Origin of the sequence: Empedobacter falsenii, assembly GCF_013488205.1 — a bacterium.
GTDB lineage: Bacteria > Bacteroidota > Bacteroidia > Flavobacteriales > Weeksellaceae > Empedobacter > Empedobacter falsenii_C.
Map to the genome: position 1 here is coordinate 3,562,376 of NZ_CP040908.1, position 23,738 is coordinate 3,586,113.

Sequence of the window (23,738 nt, forward strand, 5' to 3'; positions counted from 1 at the left end):
ATTCAGAAAAATATTTTCATACCTTTGTGTTGTCATTTAAAAAAATTATAGAAGCATGGGATGTGGATCTTGTGGAACTTCTAATGGCCTTCCGAAAGGATGTAACAATAATGGTGCTTGTGGCACTGATGGTTGTGGAAAATTATCAGTTTTTGATTGGTTATCGAATATGCAACTTCCAAATGGACAAGAAAAGTTCAATTTTGTGGAAGTTCGTTTCAAAAACGATCGAAAGTTTTATTATAAAAACGAAAACAACATATCTCTAAATATTGGCGATGTAATCGCTGTTGAAGGAACACCCGGTCATGATATTGGGGTTGTTACACTTACGGGTGAGCTTGTTAGAATCCAGATGAAAAAGAAGAATCTTTCGTGGACTACGGAAGATGTCAAGAAGGTTTATCGCAAAGCGAATCAAAAAGATATAGAAACTTGGGTAGAGTTTCGTGATAGAGAAAAACAAACAATGGTTGATTCTCGAATTATGGCGAAAAACCTTAATTTGGAAATGAAAATTTGTGATGTTGAGTACCAAGGAGATGGAGCGAAAGTTACATTTTATTATACAGCAGAAGGACGTGTCGATTTCCGTCAATTAATCAAAGAATACGCAGGTAAATTTGGCGTAAGAATTGAGATGAAACAAATCGGATATCGTCAAGAAGCAGCAAAAGTTGGAGGAATTGGATCTTGTGGACGCGAATTATGTTGTTCAACTTGGTTAACAGATTTCCGCTCTGTGAGTACTGCTGCGGCACGTTATCAACAATTGTCAATTAACTCGCAAAAGTTAGCTGGACAATGTGGTAAATTAAAATGTTGTTTAAATTTTGAATTAGATTCTTATTTAGATGCATTAAATAGTTTTCCGTCAATGGAAAGCCGTTTCGAGACTGAAAAAGGTTGGGCACATTGTGTTAAAATAGACGTTTTCAAGAAAGAAATGTGGTTTGCTTATGATAAAGGAGGGATTGTTTGGTACAAATTTTCGGTAGACGATATTCAAGAGTTTTTAGCAATTACTGCAAAAGGTCAAAAAACTGAACCTTTAGAAGATTTAGCTAAAAATGTAGAAGAATCGAAACCAGATTTTACAGATGTAATTGGTGAAGATTCTTTAGAACGTTTTGAACGTAAAGAGAAACAGAATAAAAAACGTAAAAGAATTAAGAATAATCAAAATTCTGGAAACGAAAAAGTTGCGGCGAATGCTAATAATCTGAAACCTCAGAAGGCAAAACAAAAACAGCCTAACGAAGCGAAAGAAAAAGTAAATCGTCCTGAAAATAAACAGGGAAAGAATCCAAATCAGTCTAAAAAGAATAATCAAAATAGACCGAACAAAAATTCGAATCCTAATCAGAATCAGCAACAACAAAATCAGCCAAAAGAGAAGCAACAGCCAACTCAGGCGAAAGAGCAACAAGCTCAACCAAATACTGATCAGCAAAAGCCGCAAGGAAATAATCGCAATCGCAATCAACAAAAGCGAAAACCAAATAATCCGAGCAATAATAGCCAACAAAATAATCAAACAAATCAGGCTAATCAGTCAACTCAACAACCAAAAAAACAACCTCAGCAAAATAATCAAAATGCTGAGCAAAAACCGAAAACTAAGGACGAGAATAAAGCAAATAATTCTCAACCGAATCCAAATAAATCGAAGAATCGAAATAAAAAAAGATTTAATCGTGGGCCAAAACCAGATGATACGCAACAGTAGTTTGCTTTTTATTTTAGTCTTTTTATTGTTTAGTTGCGAGGCTAAACATTATTATCAAGACACAAAAGATGTGAAAGACGAATGGAAGAGTAATCAGCCTCAAACCTTTACGTTTGATGTAAAAGATCCTAAACCTTCGGCTGTTAACATTGGATTTGTGTTAAGAAATAATACGTCGTATGAATATAGTAACTTATATTTGTTCACGAAATTCATCGATCCTAAAGGAAATGAAATGATTGATACCTTACAGTATTACATTGCAAATCCTGATGGAAGCTGGATTGGTAAAGGAATGACAACAAAAGAAATGATGTTGGTTTATCGCGAAAATTTACCAATAAAAGACTCTGGTCGCTATCAACTAAAAGTTTGGCAAGGTATGCGAACAAAGAATTTGAAAGGAATCGAAGACATTAGTTTGATTGTTGATAAAGCTGAATAATACAGAATGGAAAACAATAAAAATCCTAAAACAAGCGCAACTTCTAAAGCAAAAAAGAAGTTCAATAGCTTTTCATTAGCCAAAAAAATAATCGTTACCATTTGGGTACTGTTTTTTTGTGCCGTATTAGGAATTTTCGGAATCTTTTGGGCGACATCTAACGGATGGTTAGGTGAAATTCCCAATGTACGTGATTTAGAAAATCCTGATATTTATGTTTCATCAGAAATTATTTCTTCTGATGGTGTTTTGTTAGATCGTTTCGAAGCAGAACGCAGAACACCAGTCGATTACAAAGATTTACCACCACATTTGGTTGACGCATTGTTAGCAAAAGAGGATGTTCGTTTCTTTGATCACTCAGGTGTAGACATTAAAGCAGCAGCTCGTGCAATTACTTCTGGAGGAGAATCTGGAGGTGGTTCTACTATTACACAGCAGTTAGCAAAACAATTGTACACAAAAGATCCTTCTTCTAATAAAGTAAAACGTGTTTTACAGAAATTAAAAGAATGGGTAACTTCTGTTCAGTTAGAAAAATTGTACACAAAAGAAGAAATTATTGCAATGTATTTCAATAAGTTCGACTTTATTTATAATGCAAAAGGAATTGAATCTGCTTCTAAAGTTTATTTCAACAAAACAACGAAAGAATTAAATTTAGATGAATCAGCAACATTAGTTTCGATGTTTCAAAATCCGGTAGCGTATAATCCTGTAAAATATCCTGAAGTTTCTAAAAAGCAAAGAAATCTTGTCTTAAAGCAAATGATGAAATACAACAAGATTTCTCAAGCTGAAGGAGAAGCTGCGCAAAATGCGCCTTTGGTTACAGATAAGCAAGATATTATGAAACATGATGAATCACATTCAGCATATTTCAAATCTGCTTTGAGAAAGGAAATTCAACAATGGATGGTTGATTATGAGAAAGAAACAGGAAAATCTTATAACCTTGAAAAAGATGGTTTAAAAATTTATGTAACGTTAGACTCAAGAATGCAGAATTTAGCTGAAGAAGCGGTTAAAAAACAATTAAAAGTTTTACAAGATCAATTCTTTGGAGAGCAACGTGGACGTAGTTTAGCTCCATTTTATAATATTTCTGCTGCAAAAAGAACGCAAATCTTTAAGCAAGCAATGGCTCGTACAGATTTGTACAAAAAGATGAAAGCCGAAGGAAAATCTGAAGCTGAAATCGAAACTGTTTTCAATACACCTCGCGACTCTGTTCAGTTCTTTACATGGAACGGAATTCAGTACAAAAAAGGGAAAACATTGATGGATTCAATCGAATATCACAAACATATTTTACAAGCTGGTTTGATGTCAATGGATCCAAAAGATGGAACAATCAAAGCTTGGGTTGGAGGAATCGATTGGAATTATTTCAAATTTGACCACGTAAAACAAGCGCGTCGTCAAGTAGGTTCTACTTTCAAACCGTTTGTTTATGCAACAGCGATTAATCAATTAGGATTAACACCTTGTCATACTGTTTCTAATGAGAGAATTCCAGGGAATTGGTCTCCTCGAAATGCTAATGGTAAATATGGTGGATCTCAAGATTTAAGAACTGCATTAGCTTATTCAACAAATATTGTCGCTGCTCGTTTGATTATGCAAACAGGTACAGAACCTGTAATTCAAATGGCTCGTGACCTTGGAGTTGAATCTCCAATCGTAAAAGACCCTACAATTGCATTAGGTTCTGCCGATTTATCATTGTATGAAATGGTTGGTGCGATGAGTGCTTTTGCAAATGGTGGTATTTACATTAAACCGCAATTAATCTTAAGAATAGAAGATAAGCAAGGAAAAGTTATCAAAGATTATACACCTCAAACACGAGAAGTTGTTAATGAAAACGTAGCGTACACTATGATTGATTTGATGAAAGGTGTTGTAGAAAGAGGTTCTGGTTCGCGTCTTAGAAATAGATATAACATCACAGCAGAAGTTGCTGGTAAAACAGGTACAACAAACGAAAACTCTGATGGTTGGTTTATGGGATTAACACCAAATTTAGTTACTGGAGTTTGGGTTGGTGCAGAAGATCGATTTGCTCACTTTGCAAGTACAGCCACAGGACAAGGAGCCAATACAGCTTTACCTATTTGGGCTTATTATATGCAAGGAGTTTACAAAGAAGGAGGAAAATTTGGCGTAACAGCTGGAGATAAATTTGACAAACCTAAGGACATTGAAAAACACTGGGATTGTTCGAATACATACGGATTCCATCAATATGATGAAATGTATGATCCAGGTCCAATTATCGAAGGAAGTGGTAGTGAAAGCGTAGGTGAAAACTATGAAGTTCCTGATGAAGAAGGTCAATAATTAAATTGATATAAACAAAATAGCCACTCAAAATTGAGTGGCTATTTTTATGATTTATAATTCTGCTTTTTCCTCTTCGTTATCAAACTGATTGTTGTATGCTTCACGTTCTTGTGCCAATTTCTTTTCACGTTGTTTTTTCTTAAAATCTCGAATCGTCATATACGTTAACAACACTACAAGCGCTGCAACCAAAAAATAATTAGCATACGTAAATAAGTTCGTAATTGTATCCGTTACCACCTCATCTGGAGTTACAACAGCTTTTTCTTCCATAGGAAATATTTTAATTATTGATAGAATTCTTTCGGATATTCTACCATTCCATTTACATTTTTCAGCGCATCTTCCACCAACTCAATTGCCATACAATTTTCAACTGGAACATCAAAAGGTAACTTAATATCAAAATCAGATGCTTTTCTGTAACCAAATTTAGGATAATAAGTTGGATGTCCTAATAAAATAATCGATTCAAAACCTAATTCTCTCGCTTTCTTATGCGCAAATTCTATTAAATGGCCACCAATTCCATTTCCTTGATAATTAGGCAGAACCGCTACTGGCGCAAGCGCTAAAGAATCATACGAAGAATTAGAATGATTAATTTTAATCTTTGTCAATAATACGTAACCAACAATAAGTCCGTTCATTTCAAAAACAATAGACAAATCAGGAACAAAACCATCAGAATTTCGTAATCGTTCAACTAAAAATTGTTCACGATGATCACTATATTCTTCATTTTCAAAAGCTTTTTCAATCAATTCAAAAACCTGATTATAATCTTTTTCCTCCTCTTTTCTAACAAACATTCCAACTATCAATTGATTAACCTTATAAAATTAGAAAAAGGTTTTAACAAAACAAACAACAAATCGTATCTTTGTAGCTTATAGATTTTAAGCAAATGAGTCAACCAAAAAGATATACAATTACAGCGGCTTTACCTTATGCTAACGGACCATTGCACATTGGTCACATGGCAGGTGTTTACGTTCCTTCTGATATTTATGCGCGTTTTTTACGAAGAAAAGGAAAAGATGTAGCATTTATTGGAGGTTCTGACGAACATGGTATTCCAATTACAATTCGTGCCAAAAAAGAAGGCGTTACGCCTCAAGACATTGTTGATCGTTACCACGAAAACATCAAAAATACATTGGCTAATTTTGGTGTGACGTTCGATATTTATTCTCGTACAACATCAGATAAACACAGAGAAGTTGCTCAAGATTTCTTCAAAACGTTGTATGATAACAACAAGTTTACAGAAGATGTTACGGAACAATTTTACGATGAAGATGCGCACGAATTTTTAGCGGATCGATACATTCGTGGTGAATGTCCGAAATGTGGTAATCCTGATGCTTACGGCGATCAATGTGAAAAATGTGGCTCTACATTAAGCCCAGAAGAATTGATTAATCCTCGTTCTGCTTTATCTGGAAATACTCCAATCAGAAAAGAAACAAAAAACTGGTATTTACCATTGGATCAATATCAAGATTTCTTATCAAAGTGGATTTTAGAAGGTCACAAAAATGATTGGAAATCGAGTGTTTATGGTCAAGTAAAATCTTGGTTAGATGATGGTTTAAAACCTCGTGCAATGACACGCGATTTGAACTGGGGAATTCCTGTTCCTGTTGATGGAGCTGAAGGAAAAGTAATGTATGTTTGGTTCGATGCGCCAATTGGTTATATTTCTTTCACGCAAGAATGGGCAGAGAAAAACGGTAAAAACTGGAAAGATTATTGGCAAAATGAAGAAACGAAATTGGTTCATTTCATCGGAAAGGACAATATCGTTTTCCACTGTATCATTTTCCCAACAATGATGAAAGCGCATGGCGATTACATTATGCCAGACAATGTTCCTGCAAATGAATTCTTGAATTTAGAAGATGATAAAATCTCAACTTCTCGTAATTGGGCAGTTTGGGCACACGAATATTTAGAAGATTTCCCGAATCAACAAGATACATTGCGTTATGTGTTGACGGCAAATATGCCTGAAAATAAAGACAATAACTTTACGTGGAAAGATTTCCAAACGAAGAATAATTCTGAATTAGTTGGAATTTTAGGAAACTTTATTAACCGTGTAATGGTGCTTTCTCACAAATATTACGAAGGAATTGTTCCTGCAAAAACAATTGAATTTGAAGAATTAACTGAAATCAAATATTTTGCAAAGCGCATTGGTGATCATTTAGAGAAATATGAATTCCGTGCTGCGTTGACAGAATATATGAATTTAGCCCGTCTTGGAAATCAATTTTTACAAGCGCAAGAACCTTGGAAAAAAGGTGATGATCCAGAAGCTGTAAAAGGAATTATGTATGCTGCGACGCAAATTGCTGTGGCATTAGGACAATTGGGAGAACCATTTATTCCATTCGCTTCTGAAAAAATGTTGGCTATGATGAATGTAGAAAAAATGAGTTGGGATGATTTAGAATCAACAGACGAATTTGTAAAAGCTGGACATCAATTAGGTCAATCTGAACTAATCTTTGCGAAAATTGAAGACGAAGCAATCGAAGCACAAATCAATAAATTAAACGAAAGTAAAGTCAAAAATAATATGACAAATCCAAACGCAGAACCTCAAAAAGAATTGATTTCTTTTGACGATTTCCAAAAAATGGATATCCGTATCGGAACTATTTTAGAAGCGAAGAAAGTTGAAAAAGCAGACAAATTATTCGAACTAAAAGTGGATACAGGAATGGACGTTCGCACAATTGTTTCTGGTATTGCAGAACATTTTACGTTAGAAGAAATCGTTGGAAAACAAGCAATGGTTTTAGCAAATTTAGCGCCTCGTAAAATTCGTGGAATCGAATCGAACGGAATGTTATTATTCGCTGATAAAGCAGACGGAAAATTAACGTTTGTAAATCCAGAAGAAGAAACGCCAAACGGTGTTCAGGTTGGATAGTTTTTTATTATAAAAAGTAAAATGTACTAAGTATAAAAAGCCACTTCGATGAAGTGGCTTTTGTTTTTATTTTAATTTAAATTCAGTTGCAATAACATATTGATTATCTAAAATTAATAGCTGATTTTCAAACTTTTTCGGCTCTCCAAAAGTTTTAAATTTGATGTTATTTTCAATAAAAAATTTCTCTATCTCATTAATTATTGAAAATGGAGCATTCAGAAATTTTCCATTTCCTTCATTTATATTCTTTAAAAAAGTTTCAAAATCTAAATTTGATTTGTTTAAATAATCTTTTAATTTTCGAAAGCCTAGAACTCTATTATGAATAATCCTCTCTATATTTTCTAGAAAAAAATCTATGTTTTGTGGTTTTGAATTTAAGAAAATTTCTAAAAAACTTTCATTGTAATCAATTAATAATGGATGATCAGAAAACAACAATAACTTACATTCATTTTTTTCTTTTAAGAAAGCTTCCTTTTTACCAAGAAAATCAAAACGATAATTAATATTCTCAAAATTTAAAGTGATATAATTCGTATTAAAATCGTTAATTCTTACGACTTGATTATTTAAATCGATAATTATCATTAAAAAAATTTTCTAAGGATGCTCTGGAAAAGTAAATGAATCGCCTTGATTTGGTTTATTTTTTCGTTGAGTTGGATTGTCTTCTTTTGTTATTTGATGCTCATTCAGTTCATGTGCTGCGGTAAACGAAGTAACCATTGTATTCAGCATTTCCGAAGCGGCAGTTGGTGAATTTGGCAACAAAACTAATTTACTTCCAGATTTTTCTCCAATCGCTTGCAATGTATCATAATGTTGCGTCACCACAATTAGCGCAGAAGCTTCTTGTGACGTAATTCCTGCTCCATTCAAAACATCTACAGATTCCAATAAACCTTTTGCAATTTCACGACGTTGATCCGCAATACCTTGTCCTTGCAAACGCTTCGATTCTGCTTCGGCTCTTGCTTTTTCTACAATCAAAATACGTGCAGCATCACCTTCATATTGCGCTGCTAATTTTTCACGTTCAGCTGCATTAATACGATTCATCGCATGCTTTACTTGCTCATCTGGATCAATATCGGTTACCAAAGTTTTGACAATTTCGTAACCATATGAATTCATTGCTTCCTGCAATTCACTTTTTACAGCAACCGCAATATCATCTTTCTTCTCGAAAACATCATCTAAACGAAGTTTTGGAACTTCAGCTCGGACAACGTCAAAAACGAAAGAAGTTATTTGCGTATAAGGATTATCTAATTTGTAAAATGCATCATAAACTTGAGTTTTGATGACTTGATATTGAACAGAAACTTTCAATCGAACAAATACATCATCTTTTGTCTTCGTTTCGACAACAACGTCTAATTGTTGAATTTTAAGAGACATTTTTCCAGCAATTCTGTCTACAATCGGAATTTTGAATTGTAATCCTGGATTACGAATACTATTAAATTTCCCGAAACGCTCGATTACAACCGCCGTTTGTTGTTTTACTGTAAAGACGAATAAAAAAAGGAAAATAATTCCAAGAAAAACGATCACGCCTAAATATCCCATAAGTTTTAGTGTTTTGAATTTGTTGGATTAAGATACAAAAAAAATTAGGAATGTTAAGTTATAACATTCCTAATTCGAATTTTGCTTCTTCGCTCATCATATCTCTATCCCAAGGAGGATCGAACGTAATTTCTACGTAACATTTCGTTACATATTCTATCTCTTCAACGCGCTGTTCTACTTCTAGAGGTAAACTTTCAGCCACGGGACAGTTTGGAGATGTAAGGGTCATGGTAACTTTTACTTCACCATCTGCATTCACCTGTGCATCGTAAACCAATCCCAATTCATATATATCAACTGGAATCTCTGGATCGTAAACTGTTTTGAATTTTTCAACCAATTTTTCACCAATCGAATCTAATTGTTGTTCTGTTAATGCCATTGTTATCAACTGTTATTGTTCTGCAAATGTACGAATAGTTTAGCTTACGTGGAATTTTTCTAAATAACTATTTTTAATGACTTAAAATAAAATAGTTATAATAGAAGAAAATCGCTTCTTTGGAGAACCCAAAAAAGCGATTTACAAACACGAAGAACTTTTTTATAAGAAAAGTTTTTTCTTTATATGGATTTAATTATAGACCTACTGTCCATCCTTTTGCCCAAGTTGGTGTGTCTACACCATTTCCAGCTCCAGTATTGTTAGCTTTTGAATAGAATTTGGTTACATCCACAGCAGCACCTGCAGAAGTTTTTCCACTTGATTCTGTATTAACATTAATAAATTGAACATTTTTAACTAATAAATCTTTTGAAGTCCAACCTAAAGTAACATCATGCTCAATATCGATACCTTTTGCCCAGTTTGCTAAAACAAAATTTTCTAATTGTCCTTTTGTTCCTTGACGTAATTTAATCGCTTGATTTTCACCTTCTCCTACATAATCTTTACCTAAACCAATTAAAGTTACATTCTTAATAATTGGATTTGAGAATGGTGTTAAATTATTGTTACTATCATTATTATCAGCCTCTATACCTCTATTTCCTTTGTTACGACCTTCTTTTCCGTACCAATATTCGTTTGTACCAACCCAACCTTCTGTCCAGTCAAATTGATCATCTTCGTTTTCATTTGATACGATATATTTTGTATTAACAGTTCCACCAAAAAATTCGATTCCATCATCAGAACCTGCATATAATTGAACATATTCTATTTTAGTTCCATTACCAACACCAAATAAAGAAAGTCCATTAAATTCTTTTTTGTTATTAAAAATTGCACCTGCATACTCGATACGAGTATATGTGATTGTACCAGAATTATCTGTTGCTACATCACCACCATATGTTAACTCAGAAACTTCTGCTGTTGCTGATTTTGCTTTGTTGATTGGTGCTTTACCACATAAAACAATCCCTCCCCAAGATCCTGGAGTTCCTTTTTCTGATGTAAATACAACAGGTTTAGAGGAAGTTCCGTTAGAGAATATTTGTCCTCCTTGTGCTACAGCTATGTATGATGAAGTACCTCCATTGGCAATAATTTTAGTTCCAGCAGGAATTGTAAGTGTTGCTCCTTCATTTACTTGTAAAGCTCCTGTTAGATAATATGTTTTAGATGCATCTAATGTAATTTTATCTCCACTTTTCAACTGACCTTTAAAATCAGCAGGATTCGCAACAAAGCCAGAAGGATTTGTTTCTTCTACTCCATTATCGTCGTTATTACTACAGCTTGTTAATGCTAATGTAGAAAATGCACCTACTAAAAATAGTTTTAAAATTGATTTTTTCATAATTAAATGTTTTATTTTGTTTGTTTTATTTTGTTTTTAAAATTGATAGTTAACAGATAAACCGAAGTTCATTCCTTTTTTATAACTTAATGTTTTTACATCTCCATTCAAATTCTCTTGTACACGGTCTATTGTAGGGTTTAATAAGTTTTTAGCAGAGAAATTGATTCCAATATTTTTATTCAATTTTGAACGTAAAATGAAATCTAATGTGCCAAATCCTTTATCTACTTGATTTCCTCTTGTTTCAGTTCCAAGCGCATAAATACGATCAGAGAAATAGTTGTAAGCCACAGTTGCCATTACACTTCCTCCACTTGTCCATTTCTTAGAATAAGATAAATCTGCATTCGTAATAAATTTAGAAGCTCCTGTAAATGCATCTTCTTTATTCGTAAAGTTGGTATTGATTCGTTGTCCATTAAACAAAGTTTCGTTATACACTTTCTCATTATCTAACTCTTGATTAGAATACATGTAAGCTCCGTTAAAACCAATTGTTAACTGCTCTGGATTCGATGTTTTGTTATCCAAGATTGCTTTTCTAACCTCTAGTTCTGCACCAATTGCATATCCCCAATCACCTGTATTTGCATAAGAAATATCATTAGATGATGAAGCAATTGTTGTTGTATTGATTGGATCTTGAATATATTTTCCGAAACCACCAAAAGAGATTACTTCTCCACTTTTTGGGAACCATTCCCACTTAATGTCTGCATTATAATTTGTCGAAGGGTACAACATTGGATTTCCACGGAAAGTTTCTGTTACATCTTCATAAACAAACATAGCAGTTTCTTTGAATTGAGGAAGTGTATATGTTTTAGATGTAGCGAAGCGTAAGTTTTGATTATCTGTTAATTTATAACGTAACATCAAACTTGGTAATAATTCGAATTGATCAAATGAGCGTTCTCCTTTAGATAAAGCTGTGTACCAATCAATACTTTGTTTAAGATATTCTGCACGAACCCCTAAAACAGCTGTTAATCGATCTGTAAAATTGTATTCTACTTCAACAAAACCAACTTGAATATCTTTTTGTCCATTATAAGTTTGAGCACGATAGTTTCCATTTCCATCCATATCAAATGTAGTAATGGTAAACAATTTATCTTCTCCAAAATTTGATTGATTAAATACTGCGTCTAAATTATTTGGATCAGCTTGAATACCACTTCTTGTAAACTTCATATTAAATTGATTTGCTTCAAAATCTCTTTCTTTATGTCTACCTTGGTAACCAACAGAGACTTTAGCTTTATAATCTTTCAAATCTCCTCCAAAAACACGGTTATATTCTAAATTTGCCGAAATTTCGTTCTCATTAAGATTTTGGTAATAACGGTTACTTAACGAAGCATCTTGAGTTGCTAAAAAATATTGACCTGTTTGTTTATCCAAACGCATCGTATTTTGCAAACGATCTGGCATATCTTGTTTCACAGTATTGTAAGAAATCCCCCAATGAAACTCAGATTTATCATCCAATCTATGATCTCCTAATAATTGATTCACAAAAACTTGATTTTTTTCGTAAGTTCCTCTACGTATAAATCCTTCATGATTATCATCATTTACTAAATCAATAACAAAACCTCTATACTCTTGTAAACTTTGAGAAGTATTGTTAATAAAAATACTATTTGCTCTTAATCGATTATTTGGATTAAAATCATAATACAAATTCACCATTCCTGTAGTATTCGTATTATAGCTATCTTTAGTATAGTTTTTAAAGTTATTAAAATATGCTCCTTCTGCATTTACAGAGGCCGCTAAACCTTTCTCGATACTTTGAGCTGAGTTATCAAAAGCAGCTGTTGCAAAGAATCCGAATTTTGCTCCGTTTTCAAACTTGTAACTTTTTCCTCCTTTTATATTGAAACCTCCTGCTACAGCAGATTTAGATTGTGGATTGAAACTATTTGTAAAATGATATCCAGTTGTTGCATTTGCTGGAATTTTTGTTTTTTGAAAACCAAACCAATTTGGTCCATCTTGCAAATTGAAATTTTTATTTGTAATCGCATTAGAATTCAAATTTAATCCTGTTCCAATTTCTAATAAACCATTTCCTTCGTATAATTTTGATGCAATATCGATATTTGCTCCTCCAAAATCTGCCATCATTCTTACATTGAATGTTTTGCTCAACGAAATATAATCAATAACGTCTGTTGGAAATAAATCCAATTTAACATTCTTGTTACTAGGATTTTCTGACGGAATTGGTAAACCATTCAATGAAGTATAATTATAACGATCTCCCAATCCACGTACAAAAACGTCTCCTGTTCCTTCTTGTTTCGTTACACCAGCCATTTTCGCAACTGCCGAAGCCGCATCACTTACACCTTTACGATCCAATTCTGCTGCACCAATATTCTCCACCATTTTTACAGATTTTTTCTGTATATTAAGTAAAGAAGCTTCTCCAGATTTATCTTTTCTACCTGTTACAACAGCAGTTGATAAATCAATCTTTGTATCTTTTAAATCTTCTGGTTTCAAATACATATTTAATGTATTCGAATCTGATAAATTTTGAGAAACAGATTGATAACCATCTACTTTAATATCTAATTGATACGTATCATCTGGAACAGAAATTTCGTAGTGACCTTTATCGTCTGTTTTTGCTTGAATATTTAATCCTTCAACCACAAAAGTTTTTTCAGAAAGTGGTTGGTTTGTTTTTTGATCAAATAAAGTTCCTTCTAATTTAATATTAGTCTGTGCAAAAAGTGCTGCCGAACCTAATAATAAAAGTAAAGTTAAATTGCGTTTCATTGCGATTGTATAATTCGTGTTTGTTTGATGGCAAAGTTGCTGCAATCCAATGAAAAACATTTTTAGAAATTGTAAAGGTTTTGTTAGGTAATTGTTATGAAATTATCGTAACTTTAAATGAATGTTAAGAAATGTTTTTACCTAATTTCTCCTAAAATTTAAGCTTAATTTTACATCGACTAATTTTATTTAGTTATTACAAACAATTATGAAGAACATTAAAATTTTATTAGTTGACGACGAACCAGATATCTTAGAATTCATTGGTTACAACTTAAAAAAAGAAGGTTTTGAAGTAGAAACAGCTCAAAACGGATTAGAAGGTTTGAAACACGCCAAAATTTTTCGCCCAGATTTGATTCTATTAGATGTAATGATGCCACAAATGGACGGAATGGAAATGTGTGCAGAGTTGAGAAAATTAGATTCTTTTCAAGATACTTTGGTCGTTTTTCTTTCTGCTCGTGCCGAAGATTTTTCTCAATTAGCTGGCTATGATGCTGGTGCAAATGATTATATTTTAAAGCCTATCAAACCAAAAGTTTTAATTAGTAAACTAAATGCTTTATTGAAATTAAAACAACCTAACGAAGCGGCAAAAGACGAATTCATCAAATTGAATAATTTCGAGATTAACCGCGAAACCTATAAAGTAAATTACCAAGGACAAGACTTTTTGTTACCTCGAAAAGAATTTGAATTGATTGCTTTATTAGCTTCAAATCCAGAACGTGTTTTCAAACGTGAAGAAATTTTGGAGAAAGTTTGGGGAAATGAAGTTGTAGTTGGCGGACGTACAATTGACGTACATATGCGCAAATTACGCGAAAAATTTGGGAACGATCGTTTCTCTACAATCAAAGGAATTGGATACAAAATAAATGACTAAAAGCTCGTAATGGCTTCAACTTTCAAAGTTCAAAACATCTTTCTATTTGCCTTTCTCAGTACATTATTCTTGGCTTTAGGATTTGTTTTGTTCTCTTTTTTATGGTTTGGAAATATTGATTTTATTCTCCAAGAAAAACTATTTTTCATTAGTTTAATGCTTCTTTTATTGATTGGATTATCAATATTTTATTGGTTTTCTTTAAAAAATCAACGAAGAAAAGATTTTACTGAAATCTCGAAAAATATTCCACAATTTCAATCCAGCACAATGGATTTTGAAGAACTTTCTCAAAAAATTTCTACAATTACAGAAGATCAATCCAAAGAAATTGATGTTTTGAATGAGAGAGAAAATTACAGAAGAGATTTTCTTGGAAATATTTCACATGAATTAAAAACGCCTCTTTTTTCGGTTCAAGGTTATTTGTTAACGCTCATAGAAGGCGGAGTTGAAGATGAATCTATTCGCGATAAATACTTAAACCGAATCAATAAATCGGTTGATCGATTGATTTATTTGGTCAAAGATTTGGACATGATTGCAGAGCTTGAACGTGGACGAATCAATATCGAATTTTCAGTTTTCAACTTGACGGCGCTTGTACAAGACGTTATTGATTTATTAGAAATTAAAGCTGAAAAAAATAACATCAAAATTTCTCTAAATTATCCTATTCATCAACCAATAAAAGTTGTAGGTGATATTCAGAAAATTCAACAGGTTTTAATCAATTTGATCGTAAACGCCATCAATTATTCTAATCCAAATACAGAAATTGACATCGATTTTGAAGAATATGATGATAAAATTCAAATCTCAATAAAAGATCAAGGCGTTGGGATAAAACAAGAAGACATTGACCGAATTTTCGAACGTTTTTATCGAATTGATAAATCTCGAAATCGTAACAATGGTGGATCTGGATTAGGTTTGGCAATTGTAAAACATATTTTAGAAGCTCATAAACAGAAAATTTATGTGACAAGTAAAATAGGAAAAGGCTCTACTTTTTCGTTCTATTTACAGAAAGCTTAATACTATTCTCGCTTCGTAAACTTCAAGGTAATGTTGTGTTTAAAAACTTTCAACGTGTCGTTTTTTGCCTCTTTCCACAAAAAATAAGGAGGTTTCAAATTCAATACATTTCCTTTTACAGCCAATGAATCCTCAAAAAGTTCAGCATAAAGAACTGTATCTTTTTTTAAGAATGCTTTGTCTTTATAATCAATCAAATAATAATCACTTCTGACATAAATAGGATCTTTGACACGAAGTGTTGAATCCTTTTTATCAAAATTCCATTTGATATTAATAGGATTAAAACCATCTTCGTACCCCACAAAAATACGTGTTGTATTTACAATATGACGAACAGAAAAAATAAGGACAGTAAAAAAAATAAGGATACCGATATAATATAATATCAATTCTTTTTTCATGGATTTGGTTTAGTTGTTGATTGTTAATGTACAAATATCGCCATTCTATCCTAAAAGATACATAAAAAATGTAAATTTGCATAAATTTAATTTTAATATAACTTCCAATAATGCAATATAATCCGAATGAAATCGAACCAAAATGGCAAAAATTTTGGATTGAAGACAAGACGTTCAAAGCTGAAAATCAATCAGAAAAACCTAAATTTTACGTATTAGACATGTTTCCTTACCCTTCTGGAGCAGGATTACACGTAGGTCATCCACTTGGATACATTGCGTCTGATATTTATTCTCGATACAAAAAATTAAAGGGTTTCAACGTTTTACACCCAATGGGTTACGATTCTTTTGGTTTGCCTGCGGAACAATATGCGATTCAAACTGGTCAACATCCTGCGATTACAACAACAACGAATATCGAAGGTGGTGTTGATAAACAAGGAAATGTAATTGCTGGTTACGAGAACCAAATGAAAAAAATTGGTTTGGGATACGATTGGGACCGTGAAATTAGGACTTCGGAACCTGAATATTATAAATGGACACAATGGATTTTCAATCAATTATTTGATTCATATTATGATAATTCAACCGATAAAGCTGAATCCATTTCAAAATTAGTTGAAACATTCAAAACTGAGGGTAATGCAAGTGTAAATGCTGTGGCAGATGATGATATCGAAATCTTTACCGCAGATCAATGGAATGCCTATTCTGAAAAAGAACAACAAACAATTTTATTAAAATATCGTTTAACTTTCTTAGCAGAAGCAGAAGTAAACTGGTGTCCAGATTTAGGAACTGTTTTAGCGAATGACGAAGTAATTAACGGATTATCTGAACGTGGAGGATTCCCTGTTGTGCGCAAAAAAATGACACAATGGATGATGCGTATCACGGCTTACGCTGATCGTTTGTTAACTGGTTTAGATAAATTAGATTGGCCAGATCCGATCAAAGAATCTCAAAAAAATTGGATTGGTAAATCTCAAGGTGCATCAATCTTTTTTGATGTTGTAGGAAACGATGAAAAAATTGAAGTTTTCACTACTCGTCCTGATACTGTTTTTGGTGTTTCTTATGTAACATTAGCACCAGAACATCCTTTAGTTTCTCAAATTACAACTGCAGAAAACAAAGCAAAAGTTGATGCTTATGTCGATTATACTTCAAAACGTTCTGAACGTGATCGTTTAGCAGATGCTAAAAATATTACAGGAGAATTTACAGGAGCTTACGCCATTCATCCATTTACAGGAAAACAAATTCCGATTTGGATTGGTGATTACGTATTGGCTTCTTATGGAACTGGAGCTGTAATGGCTGTTCCTGCTGGTGATGAACGTGATTTTGCTTTTGCAAATCATTTCAATTTACCAATTATTAATATTTTCAAAAATCAAGATATTTCTGAAGCTGCTTTTACAGAAAAAGGTAGATTCGAATTACAAGATTCTGATTTCTTAAACGGATTAGATTATAAACAAGCGGTTGCAAAAGCGATTGAAGCTTTAGAAGAAAAAAGTTTTGGACAAGGAAAAACAAACTTCCGTTTACGCGAAGCTGTTTTCTCTCGTCAAAGATATTGGGGAGAACCGGTTCCTGTTTACTTCAAGGACGGGATGCCTTACACAATTCCTACAGAAGCTTTACCAATTATTTTACCTGAAGTGGACGAATATTTACCAACATCTGAAGGTGAGCCACCATTAGGGCGTGCAACAAAATGGGCTTTTGATACAACAACTAATCAAGTTGTAGATAATACTTTAATCAATAACGAAACTATTTTCCCAATAGAACTAAATACAATGCCAGGTTGGGCAGGTTCTTCTTGGTATTGGTTACGTTATATGGATGCAAAAAACGACAACGATTTTGTATCTAAAGAGGCTGTTGATTATTGGCAAAATGTAGATTTATACATGGGTGGATCTGAGCATGCTACTGGTCACTTATTATATTCTCGTTTTTGGCAAAAATTCTTATTCGATAAAGGTTTAGTTCCAACGGATGAGTATGCAAAAAAACTTATCAACCAAGGAATGATTTTGGGAATGACCGCTTATGCATATAGAATTAATGGAACAAATACTTTTGTTTCTAAATCTTTGAAAGATCAACATGAAACAACACCAATCCGTATTGATGTTAAGTTGTTAAAAGATGGAGGCGACGAATTAGATACAGAAAAATTCAAAACTTGGAGAGAAGATTTTGCTAATGCAGAATTTATCTTAGAAGATGGGAAATACATCACAGGACGTGAGGTTGAAAAGATGTCAAAATCTTACTACAATGTCTTAAATCCTGATGATATTTGTAATCAATATGGAGCAGATTCTTTACGTTTATACGAAATGTTTTTAGGTCCTGTTGAACAGTCTAAACCATGGAATACACAAGGTTTATCTGGAGTTTATTCATTCTTGAAAAAATTCTGGAGATTATATCATTCAGGAACAGAAGAAACATTTTTTGTTTCGGAAGATGAACCAACAAAAGAAGAAATGAAAGTGTTGCATCAAACCATCAAAAAAGTGGACGAAGATGTAAACAATTTCTCTTTTAATACATCGGTTTCTACTTTTATGATTGCTGCAAACGAATTAGGAAAATTAAAAACAACTAAACGTGCAATTTTAGAGCCTTTGGCTATTATTATTTCTCCTTATGCACCGCATATTGCAGAAGAATTGTGGTCAAAATTAGGACATGAAACGTCAATTGCACATGCAGATTTCCCTGTTTTCGAAGAAAAATGGTTGATTGCAGATGCTAAAGAATATCCAGTTTCATTCAATGGTAAAATGAAATTTTTGTTAGAATTACCTTTGTCGTTATCGAAAGAAGAAATTCAAGAAATTGTAATGAACGACGAACGTACAATCAAACAATTGGGTGATCGTACTCCAAAAAACATTATTATTGTTCCTGGAAAAATCATTAATATCGTTGGATAAAATTCGTCAGTTCGAGTGATTTTTAGAAATGAAATGTATAAAAATTGTATCGAGAACAGAATTTTAAAACCTTATTCTCGATACTAAATTCTTTCAGAATTTCACTCGAATTGACGGTTTCAAAAATAAAAGTAAAATCCTCGCAATTGCGAGGATTTTATTTTTTATTGCGTTAGGGATTGTAGTGAAAATCCTTTGCTGAATAGCAAAGATTGTAACGAAAAGCCCGCCCGTAGGAACGCCCAAAACATATTAATTAGCCATGTTGTCCCTTGTATTTTTTTGTACAGCAATAGCTCCAAAAATTGCCAATAAAAAAGCAAATGCATAGAAACCTTTCTCCGAAGGTAGGATTGTTGCATTCCAAAGACCTATAATTAAAAGTGTGATTGAAGCAATAGTTCCAAACCAACAAATTCCGTAATAAATATCAGTTACAGGGATTTGTTCCAATCGGTCTCGAACTGCTTTTTGCAAAGATACTACGGCGAAAAGTCCAAATAAAAGAACGGTAAAGTAATAACCTTTCTCGTTCAATTCCATTTCGGCGCGCGTCAATCCGATAATATACCCAATCATTCCCGAGCCTAAGGCAATCCAAGAAGCTGCTATAAAAGCATTAGATACTTTTTGTTGTTTCATTTTATGTATTTTAGTAATAGATTAGCTGTAAATATAAAAATAATTTAATCTGATTTACAATAAAGATTATTCTTAACTCAATAAATATGAAACATTTACCAACATTAGAAACGGAGCGTTTAATCATACGTCCAATTACGATGGATGATTTGCAAGATTTTTATGAGATGGATTCGCAACCAGAAGTACATACATTTCTGAAAAATCAACCAATTAAAACGATTGATGAAACAAGAGAAATCATCGAAAATTTATTGATTCAATACCAAGAACTTGGACATGGACGATTAGCTGTTGTGGAGAAAGAATCGGAAAAAATGATTGGTTGGACTGGTTTTAAGTACATGACCGAAAAAGAAGCGATGAATAATCGATTTGATTTCTTAGATTTTGGTTATCGTTACCGAAAAGAAACTTGGGGAAAAGGTTATGCGACAGAAGCTGCGAAAGCTTGTATGGATTTTTATCGTGAAAATATGACTGATTTTAAACTAAATGCCATAACACATACAGAAAATGCAGCATCAAGAAATGTTTTAGAAAAAATAGGTTTCGAAGTCACTGAAACTTTTCATCTAGATATGTGGGATTTGGATTGCTTTTGGTATGAATTGAAGAAATAATTAATCATGAAACATCCTATTATACTTTTATGTACAATTCTTGTTTCGACATGTAGTTTTGCACAAAAAATTTCGACAAATGATTATGAAGTTAAAACAACTTTAGCTGATTTTAATCTGAAAGGAAAGGTTGAAAAAGTGACTTCAACTGCAACAGATGCAAAAGGAAATACCACAACTTTACCTTTTTTGGAGAATGAGTTTTACAATCAAATTTCGTTAGAATTTAATCAAAAAGGATTGTTAACAAAGCGAACAAATTATTTGGATTATCAAGGAAAATTAGCTGTTTATAACTATGTTAATTACGATTACAATAACTCAAATTTTATTGATAAACAGACAAATACAGTTATTAACAATGGTGAAGATCCAAAACGAATTGCTTCCGACAAAACCTTTGTTTATGACAATAAAAATCGGTTGATAAACTTGACAGAAAATATTGAAGGGAAATCGTCAAAATCGAGTTATGAAACGATTTTTAATTATTCGAATAAGTTGGATAAAATCACGACAAAAGTGGAAGGTTCTACGATTAGTGAGAATAATTTGACATATAACAAAAATGGTTTATTGGTTTTGGATGAAATGACTTCTTTTGATGGAAAAAAAGGGCGAAAATCGTATTATATTTATGATAAAGAAACACCTATTTTTCAGGAAGAAATTGCTGGAAATTCGAGCAAAATAATGTTTTTTGAGAATGGAAACATTTCAAAATTACAATCATTTGACGCCAATAAAACGTTAGCTTATCAAGCTGATTTTGATTCGAAAAATGAAATTGTAAACTTCAAAAAACAATCCTTCCGAAATGGACAAACTGTTTTAACTTCTTATCAAGTTTCGTATGAATATGATTCGAAAAATAATTGGATAAAAGCTTCTATTTCAATCAATGGAGAATTGAAATATGTTGTAAAACGAACGATAAATTATTATTAAAACACAAAAGGTTGAGCAATGCTCAACCTTTCTTCACAAATAAATAACACAACACTACTTATTAAGTCATTAAAGTAGGATGTTAAGCTTAAATCGCTTTTGGCGTATATATTTTTCTTAATTCTTTTGTCGCCGCAACCATTTCGATTAATGCTTTTTCGGTTTCTTCCCAATGACGCGTTTTTAGTCCACAATCAGGATTCACCCATAATTGATCTGCCGGAATAACTTTTGCCGCTTTCTCTATCAAATCAACCATTTCTTCTTTCGACGGAACGCGAGGCGAGTGAATATCATAAACTCCAGGTCCGATATCATTTGGATAATTAAAATCTGAAAAAGCATTTAACAATTCCATTTGACTACGTGAACATTCAATTGTAATAACATCCGCATCTAAATCAGCAATATTTTGAATAATATCGTTGAATTCTGAATAACACATATGCGTATGAATTTGAGTAGAATCATCAACATTACTTGAAGCTAATTTGAACGAATCAACCGCCCATTTCAAATAATTTTGCCATTCATCTTTTCTCAATGGTAAACCTTCTCGAATTGCAGGTTCATCAATCTGAATAATTTTAATTCCAGCTTTTTCTAAATCCGAAACTTCATCACGAATCGCCAATGCAATTTGTTTACACGTCGTAGATCTTGGTTGATCATCTCGAACAAAAGACCATTGCAAAATCGTAACCGGTCCTGTCAACATTCCTTTTACTTTTTGTTCTGTGATAGATTGTGCATATTTCGACCAATAAACCGTCATTGGAACAGGGCGATAAACATCACCAAAAATAATCGGCGGTTTTACACAACGCGTTCCATAACTCTGAACCCAACCATTTTTAGAGAAGACAAATCCTGCTATTTTTTCACCAAAATATTCCACCATATCATTGCGTTCATATTCACCATGCACCAAAACATCAATGCCAATTTCCTCTTGCCATTCTATTGTACGCTTGGTTTCTTGTTTCAATAAAACATCATATTCTTCGGCAGATAATTCTCCTTTTTTATACTTCGCACGCCAACTTCTCACCTCTTGTGTTTGTGGAAAAGAGCCAATTGTCGTCGTAGGAAAAGGTGGAAGATTCAGCACATTTTGTTGCACAATTTTTCGCTGTTCAAAACTATTTGCACGATTATAATCTTCATCTTTTATAGCATTTACTCGTTCTTTAACTTGAGTTTGATGAATTAATTGAGAATTTTTTCTATTATTGATAGAGAATTGATTCGCTTCATATTGTTGAATCAATTTTTCGTCATTCGGGTTTGAAAAATAATTTTTTAAGAAAGCAACTTCTTCCAATTTTTGCTTCGCAAATGCAAACCAATCTTTGATTGTTGTTGGAAGATTTTTTTCATTTGTTTCTAAATCTAAATCACAAGGCGAATGTAATAATGAACAAGAGGTTGAAATAATAACACGTTTTTCTCCAATTTTGTTCACAACTTTTTCTATGGTTGAAAGTGATTTTTGAAAATCATTTTTCCAAATATTTCGACCATCAACTAAACCTAAAGAAAGTTTTAATTGAGAAGGAAATTGATTCAATATTTCATCAAGTTGATTTTCGTCTCGAACCAAATCAAGATGCAAAATATCAATTGGTAAATTGATTGCTAAAGCTGTATTATCTTTCAATCCATCAAAATAAGTTGCGACCTGAATTGTAAGTTGAGGAAATTCTTTTCTTATTTTTTTGTAAACTTCTCGATAAGCCGTTTTCGATTTTTCATCTAAATCTAAAGCTAAAAAAGGTTCGTCGAACTGAATTGTATTTGCTCCATGATTGATTAAATCTTGAATAATTTCAAAGTAAACTGGCAATAAATTCTGAATTAAATCAATTCGATCAAATCCTTCTTCTTTTTCTTTTCCTAATAATAAATAAGTAATTGGTCCAATTAAAACTGTTTTTGGATTAAAACCTTCTTTTTTTGCAGCGATAAATTCGTTTACGATAGAATTTGAGAAATATTTAAATTCTTGATTTTTTACAAATTCTGGAACGATATAATGGTAATTGGTATCAAACCATTTTGTCATTTCCATCGCTGTAATATCTAAATTATCTTTTTGAAAGCCTCTTGCCATCGCAAAATACAAGTCTAATTCGGTGTTCTTTTTATTTAGCGCAACCGTATTGAAACGCGCTGGAATTGCACCAACTGATAACGTAAAATCTAAAACTTGATCATAAAAAGAAAAGTCGTTACACGGAATTAAATCTATACCAGCAGCTTGTTGCAGCGCCCAATTTTGTTTGGTAATTGTACGGCTTGTTTGCAATAAAGCTTGTAGTTCAATTTTACCTGCCCAATAATTTTCGCAGGCTTTTTTTAGTTCACGGTTAGCGCCAATTCTTGGATAACCTAAAATTTGTGTTTGCATTTTGATTGTTTTTTTAATGTTCAAAAAACACAAACGCGAGTTGATAAATAGTAAACCTATTTTGACAGACAGACTTCAAATCGCGAAAGTATCATCTTTTGTTTCTATTGGTAATCTGACTTGTAATTTCCATTACTCACAGTTGCGCGACAGCTCGTGATTCTCACACGATTCCCCAATAATTTATTGTTTATTTCTTTACAAATGTAACAAGACAAAATAAACGATTGTA

Annotated in this window: 19 protein-coding genes and 1 riboswitch; of the genes, 9 read left to right on the plus strand and 10 right to left on the minus strand. The window is 32.7% G+C overall.

The genetic code is table 11. The annotated features are described in order from the left end of the window. The first annotated feature begins 55 nt into the window (after positions 1-55). From FH779_RS16615 to FH779_RS16625, 3 genes are read left to right on the plus strand one after another with little or no spacing between them, the layout of a single operon-like run. Entirely contained in the window at positions 56-1,729 is a 1,674-nt protein-coding gene (locus tag FH779_RS16615; protein ID WP_180905493.1) for a PSP1 domain-containing protein, read from the plus strand. Beyond that, on the plus strand, positions 1,713-2,174 hold the full coding sequence (locus FH779_RS16620; RefSeq protein WP_084106949.1) for a gliding motility lipoprotein GldH: 462 nt from the start codon (positions 1,713-1,715) through the stop codon (positions 2,172-2,174). The genes FH779_RS16615 and FH779_RS16620 overlap by 17 nt, the downstream gene beginning before the upstream one ends. Before the next feature lie 6 nt (positions 2,175-2,180). Next, positions 2,181-4,517 (plus strand): penicillin-binding protein 1A, encoded by a 2,337-nt coding sequence (locus FH779_RS16625; protein ID WP_180905494.1) that lies wholly within the window; start codon positions 2,181-2,183, stop codon positions 4,515-4,517. 54 nt (positions 4,518-4,571) lie between these two features. On the opposite strand, the gene FH779_RS16630 is transcribed toward FH779_RS16625, so the two are convergent. Next, positions 4,572-4,793, minus strand: coding sequence for a hypothetical protein (locus FH779_RS16630; RefSeq protein WP_180905495.1), 222 nt, complete (start codon positions 4,791-4,793; stop codon positions 4,572-4,574). Positions 4,794-4,807: 14 nt separating this feature from the next. Further along, positions 4,808-5,332, minus strand: a complete 525-nt coding sequence (locus FH779_RS16635) for a GNAT family N-acetyltransferase (RefSeq protein WP_180905496.1) — start codon at positions 5,330-5,332, stop codon at positions 4,808-4,810. Between the two features lie 95 nt (positions 5,333-5,427). Here FH779_RS16635 and metG point away from each other — a divergent pair, with 95 nt between their 5' ends. Then, positions 5,428-7,464, plus strand: coding sequence for a methionine--tRNA ligase (gene metG / locus FH779_RS16640; RefSeq protein ID WP_180905497.1), 2,037 nt, complete (start codon positions 5,428-5,430; stop codon positions 7,462-7,464). A gap of 66 nt (positions 7,465-7,530) precedes the next feature. On the opposite strand, the gene FH779_RS16645 is transcribed toward metG, so the two are convergent. The 5 genes from FH779_RS16645 to FH779_RS16665 form a co-directional block, all read right to left on the minus strand. Further along, positions 7,531-8,058, minus strand: a complete 528-nt coding sequence (locus tag FH779_RS16645) for a hypothetical protein (RefSeq protein WP_180905498.1) — start codon at positions 8,056-8,058, stop codon at positions 7,531-7,533. A gap of 12 nt (positions 8,059-8,070) precedes the next feature. Then, on the minus strand, positions 8,071-9,042 hold the full coding sequence (locus FH779_RS16650) for an SPFH domain-containing protein (RefSeq protein ID WP_180905499.1): 972 nt from the start codon (positions 9,040-9,042) through the stop codon (positions 8,071-8,073). Between the two features lie 58 nt (positions 9,043-9,100). Continuing rightward, positions 9,101-9,427: an iron-sulfur cluster assembly protein gene (locus FH779_RS16655; protein WP_038336809.1), complete on the minus strand. Its 327-nt coding sequence runs from the start codon at positions 9,425-9,427 to the stop codon at positions 9,101-9,103. A 196-nt stretch (positions 9,428-9,623) separates the two neighbouring features. Continuing rightward, on the minus strand, positions 9,624-10,790 hold the full coding sequence (locus FH779_RS16660) for a hypothetical protein (protein ID WP_180905500.1): 1,167 nt from the start codon (positions 10,788-10,790) through the stop codon (positions 9,624-9,626). A 36-nt stretch (positions 10,791-10,826) separates the two neighbouring features. Next, on the minus strand, positions 10,827-13,646 hold the full coding sequence (locus FH779_RS16665; RefSeq protein WP_180905501.1) for a TonB-dependent receptor domain-containing protein: 2,820 nt from the start codon (positions 13,644-13,646) through the stop codon (positions 10,827-10,829). A gap of 148 nt (positions 13,647-13,794) precedes the next feature. Here FH779_RS16665 and FH779_RS16670 point away from each other — a divergent pair, with 148 nt between their 5' ends. Beyond that, the gene (locus FH779_RS16670; RefSeq protein ID WP_125348867.1) at positions 13,795-14,475 is read left to right on the plus strand and encodes a response regulator transcription factor; all 681 of its coding nucleotides are present in this window, start codon (positions 13,795-13,797) and stop codon (positions 14,473-14,475) included. Between the two features lie 9 nt (positions 14,476-14,484). Then, entirely contained in the window at positions 14,485-15,513 is a 1,029-nt protein-coding gene (locus FH779_RS16675) for a sensor histidine kinase (RefSeq protein WP_038336818.1), read from the plus strand. A gap of 2 nt (positions 15,514-15,515) precedes the next feature. On the opposite strand, the gene FH779_RS16680 is transcribed toward FH779_RS16675, so the two are convergent. Next, positions 15,516-15,917: a hypothetical protein gene (locus FH779_RS16680; RefSeq protein ID WP_038336819.1), complete on the minus strand. Its 402-nt coding sequence runs from the start codon at positions 15,915-15,917 to the stop codon at positions 15,516-15,518. A gap of 110 nt (positions 15,918-16,027) precedes the next feature. On the opposite strand from FH779_RS16680, the gene leuS reads away from it, so the two are divergent. Then, complete coding sequence (gene leuS, locus FH779_RS16685; RefSeq protein ID WP_180905502.1) at positions 16,028-18,883, plus strand: leucine--tRNA ligase; 2,856 nt, start codon at positions 16,028-16,030, stop codon at positions 18,881-18,883. A gap of 252 nt (positions 18,884-19,135) precedes the next feature. Here the strand turns inward: leuS and yiaA are convergent, their stop codons facing one another. Continuing rightward, entirely contained in the window at positions 19,136-19,525 is a 390-nt protein-coding gene (gene yiaA / locus FH779_RS16690; RefSeq protein ID WP_038336823.1) for an inner membrane protein YiaA, read from the minus strand. An 86-nt stretch (positions 19,526-19,611) separates the two neighbouring features. Between yiaA and FH779_RS16695 the strand changes: the two genes are divergently transcribed. Next, positions 19,612-20,148 (plus strand): GNAT family N-acetyltransferase, encoded by a 537-nt coding sequence (locus FH779_RS16695; protein WP_180905503.1) that lies wholly within the window; start codon positions 19,612-19,614, stop codon positions 20,146-20,148. A 6-nt stretch (positions 20,149-20,154) separates the two neighbouring features. Next, positions 20,155-21,096: a hypothetical protein gene (locus FH779_RS16700; RefSeq protein WP_180905504.1), complete on the plus strand. Its 942-nt coding sequence runs from the start codon at positions 20,155-20,157 to the stop codon at positions 21,094-21,096. Positions 21,097-21,184: 88 nt separating this feature from the next. Here FH779_RS16700 and metE read toward each other — a convergent pair whose 3' ends face one another. Further along, positions 21,185-23,506, minus strand: coding sequence for a 5-methyltetrahydropteroyltriglutamate--homocysteine S-methyltransferase (metE, locus tag FH779_RS16705; RefSeq protein ID WP_180905505.1), 2,322 nt, complete (start codon positions 23,504-23,506; stop codon positions 21,185-21,187). Positions 23,507-23,594: 88 nt separating this feature from the next. Then, positions 23,595-23,730: riboswitch (cobalamin riboswitch) on the minus strand. Between the last annotated feature and the right edge of the window lie 8 nt (positions 23,731-23,738).

Bases quoted from the DNA above. Each gene is read 5' to 3' on its own strand.
- FH779_RS16615 (WP_180905493.1), top strand. From the start codon at position 56: ATGGGATGTGGATCTTGTGGAACTTCTAATGGCCTTCCGAAAGGATGT.
- FH779_RS16620 (WP_084106949.1), top strand. From the start codon at position 1,713: ATGATACGCAACAGTAGTTTGCTTTTTATTTTAGTCTTTTTATTGTTT.
- FH779_RS16625 (WP_180905494.1), top strand. From the start codon at position 2,181: ATGGAAAACAATAAAAATCCTAAAACAAGCGCAACTTCTAAAGCAAAA.
- FH779_RS16630 (WP_180905495.1), bottom strand. From the start codon at position 4,793: ATGGAAGAAAAAGCTGTTGTAACTCCAGATGAGGTGGTAACGGATACA.
- FH779_RS16635 (WP_180905496.1), bottom strand. From the start codon at position 5,332: ATGTTTGTTAGAAAAGAGGAGGAAAAAGATTATAATCAGGTTTTTGAA.
- metG (WP_180905497.1), top strand. From the start codon at position 5,428: ATGAGTCAACCAAAAAGATATACAATTACAGCGGCTTTACCTTATGCT.
- FH779_RS16645 (WP_180905498.1), bottom strand. From the start codon at position 8,058: ATGATAATTATCGATTTAAATAATCAAGTCGTAAGAATTAACGATTTT.
- FH779_RS16650 (WP_180905499.1), bottom strand. From the start codon at position 9,042: ATGGGATATTTAGGCGTGATCGTTTTTCTTGGAATTATTTTCCTTTTT.
- FH779_RS16655 (WP_038336809.1), bottom strand. From the start codon at position 9,427: ATGGCATTAACAGAACAACAATTAGATTCGATTGGTGAAAAATTGGTT.
- FH779_RS16660 (WP_180905500.1), bottom strand. From the start codon at position 10,790: ATGAAAAAATCAATTTTAAAACTATTTTTAGTAGGTGCATTTTCTACA.
- FH779_RS16665 (WP_180905501.1), bottom strand. From the start codon at position 13,646: ATGTTTTTCATTGGATTGCAGCAACTTTGCCATCAAACAAACACGAAT.
- FH779_RS16670 (WP_125348867.1), top strand. From the start codon at position 13,795: ATGAAGAACATTAAAATTTTATTAGTTGACGACGAACCAGATATCTTA.
- FH779_RS16675 (WP_038336818.1), top strand. From the start codon at position 14,485: ATGGCTTCAACTTTCAAAGTTCAAAACATCTTTCTATTTGCCTTTCTC.
- FH779_RS16680 (WP_038336819.1), bottom strand. From the start codon at position 15,917: ATGAAAAAAGAATTGATATTATATTATATCGGTATCCTTATTTTTTTT.
- leuS (WP_180905502.1), top strand. From the start codon at position 16,028: ATGCAATATAATCCGAATGAAATCGAACCAAAATGGCAAAAATTTTGG.
- yiaA (WP_038336823.1), bottom strand. From the start codon at position 19,525: ATGAAACAACAAAAAGTATCTAATGCTTTTATAGCAGCTTCTTGGATT.
- FH779_RS16695 (WP_180905503.1), top strand. From the start codon at position 19,612: ATGAAACATTTACCAACATTAGAAACGGAGCGTTTAATCATACGTCCA.
- FH779_RS16700 (WP_180905504.1), top strand. From the start codon at position 20,155: ATGAAACATCCTATTATACTTTTATGTACAATTCTTGTTTCGACATGT.
- metE (WP_180905505.1), bottom strand. From the start codon at position 23,506: ATGCAAACACAAATTTTAGGTTATCCAAGAATTGGCGCTAACCGTGAA.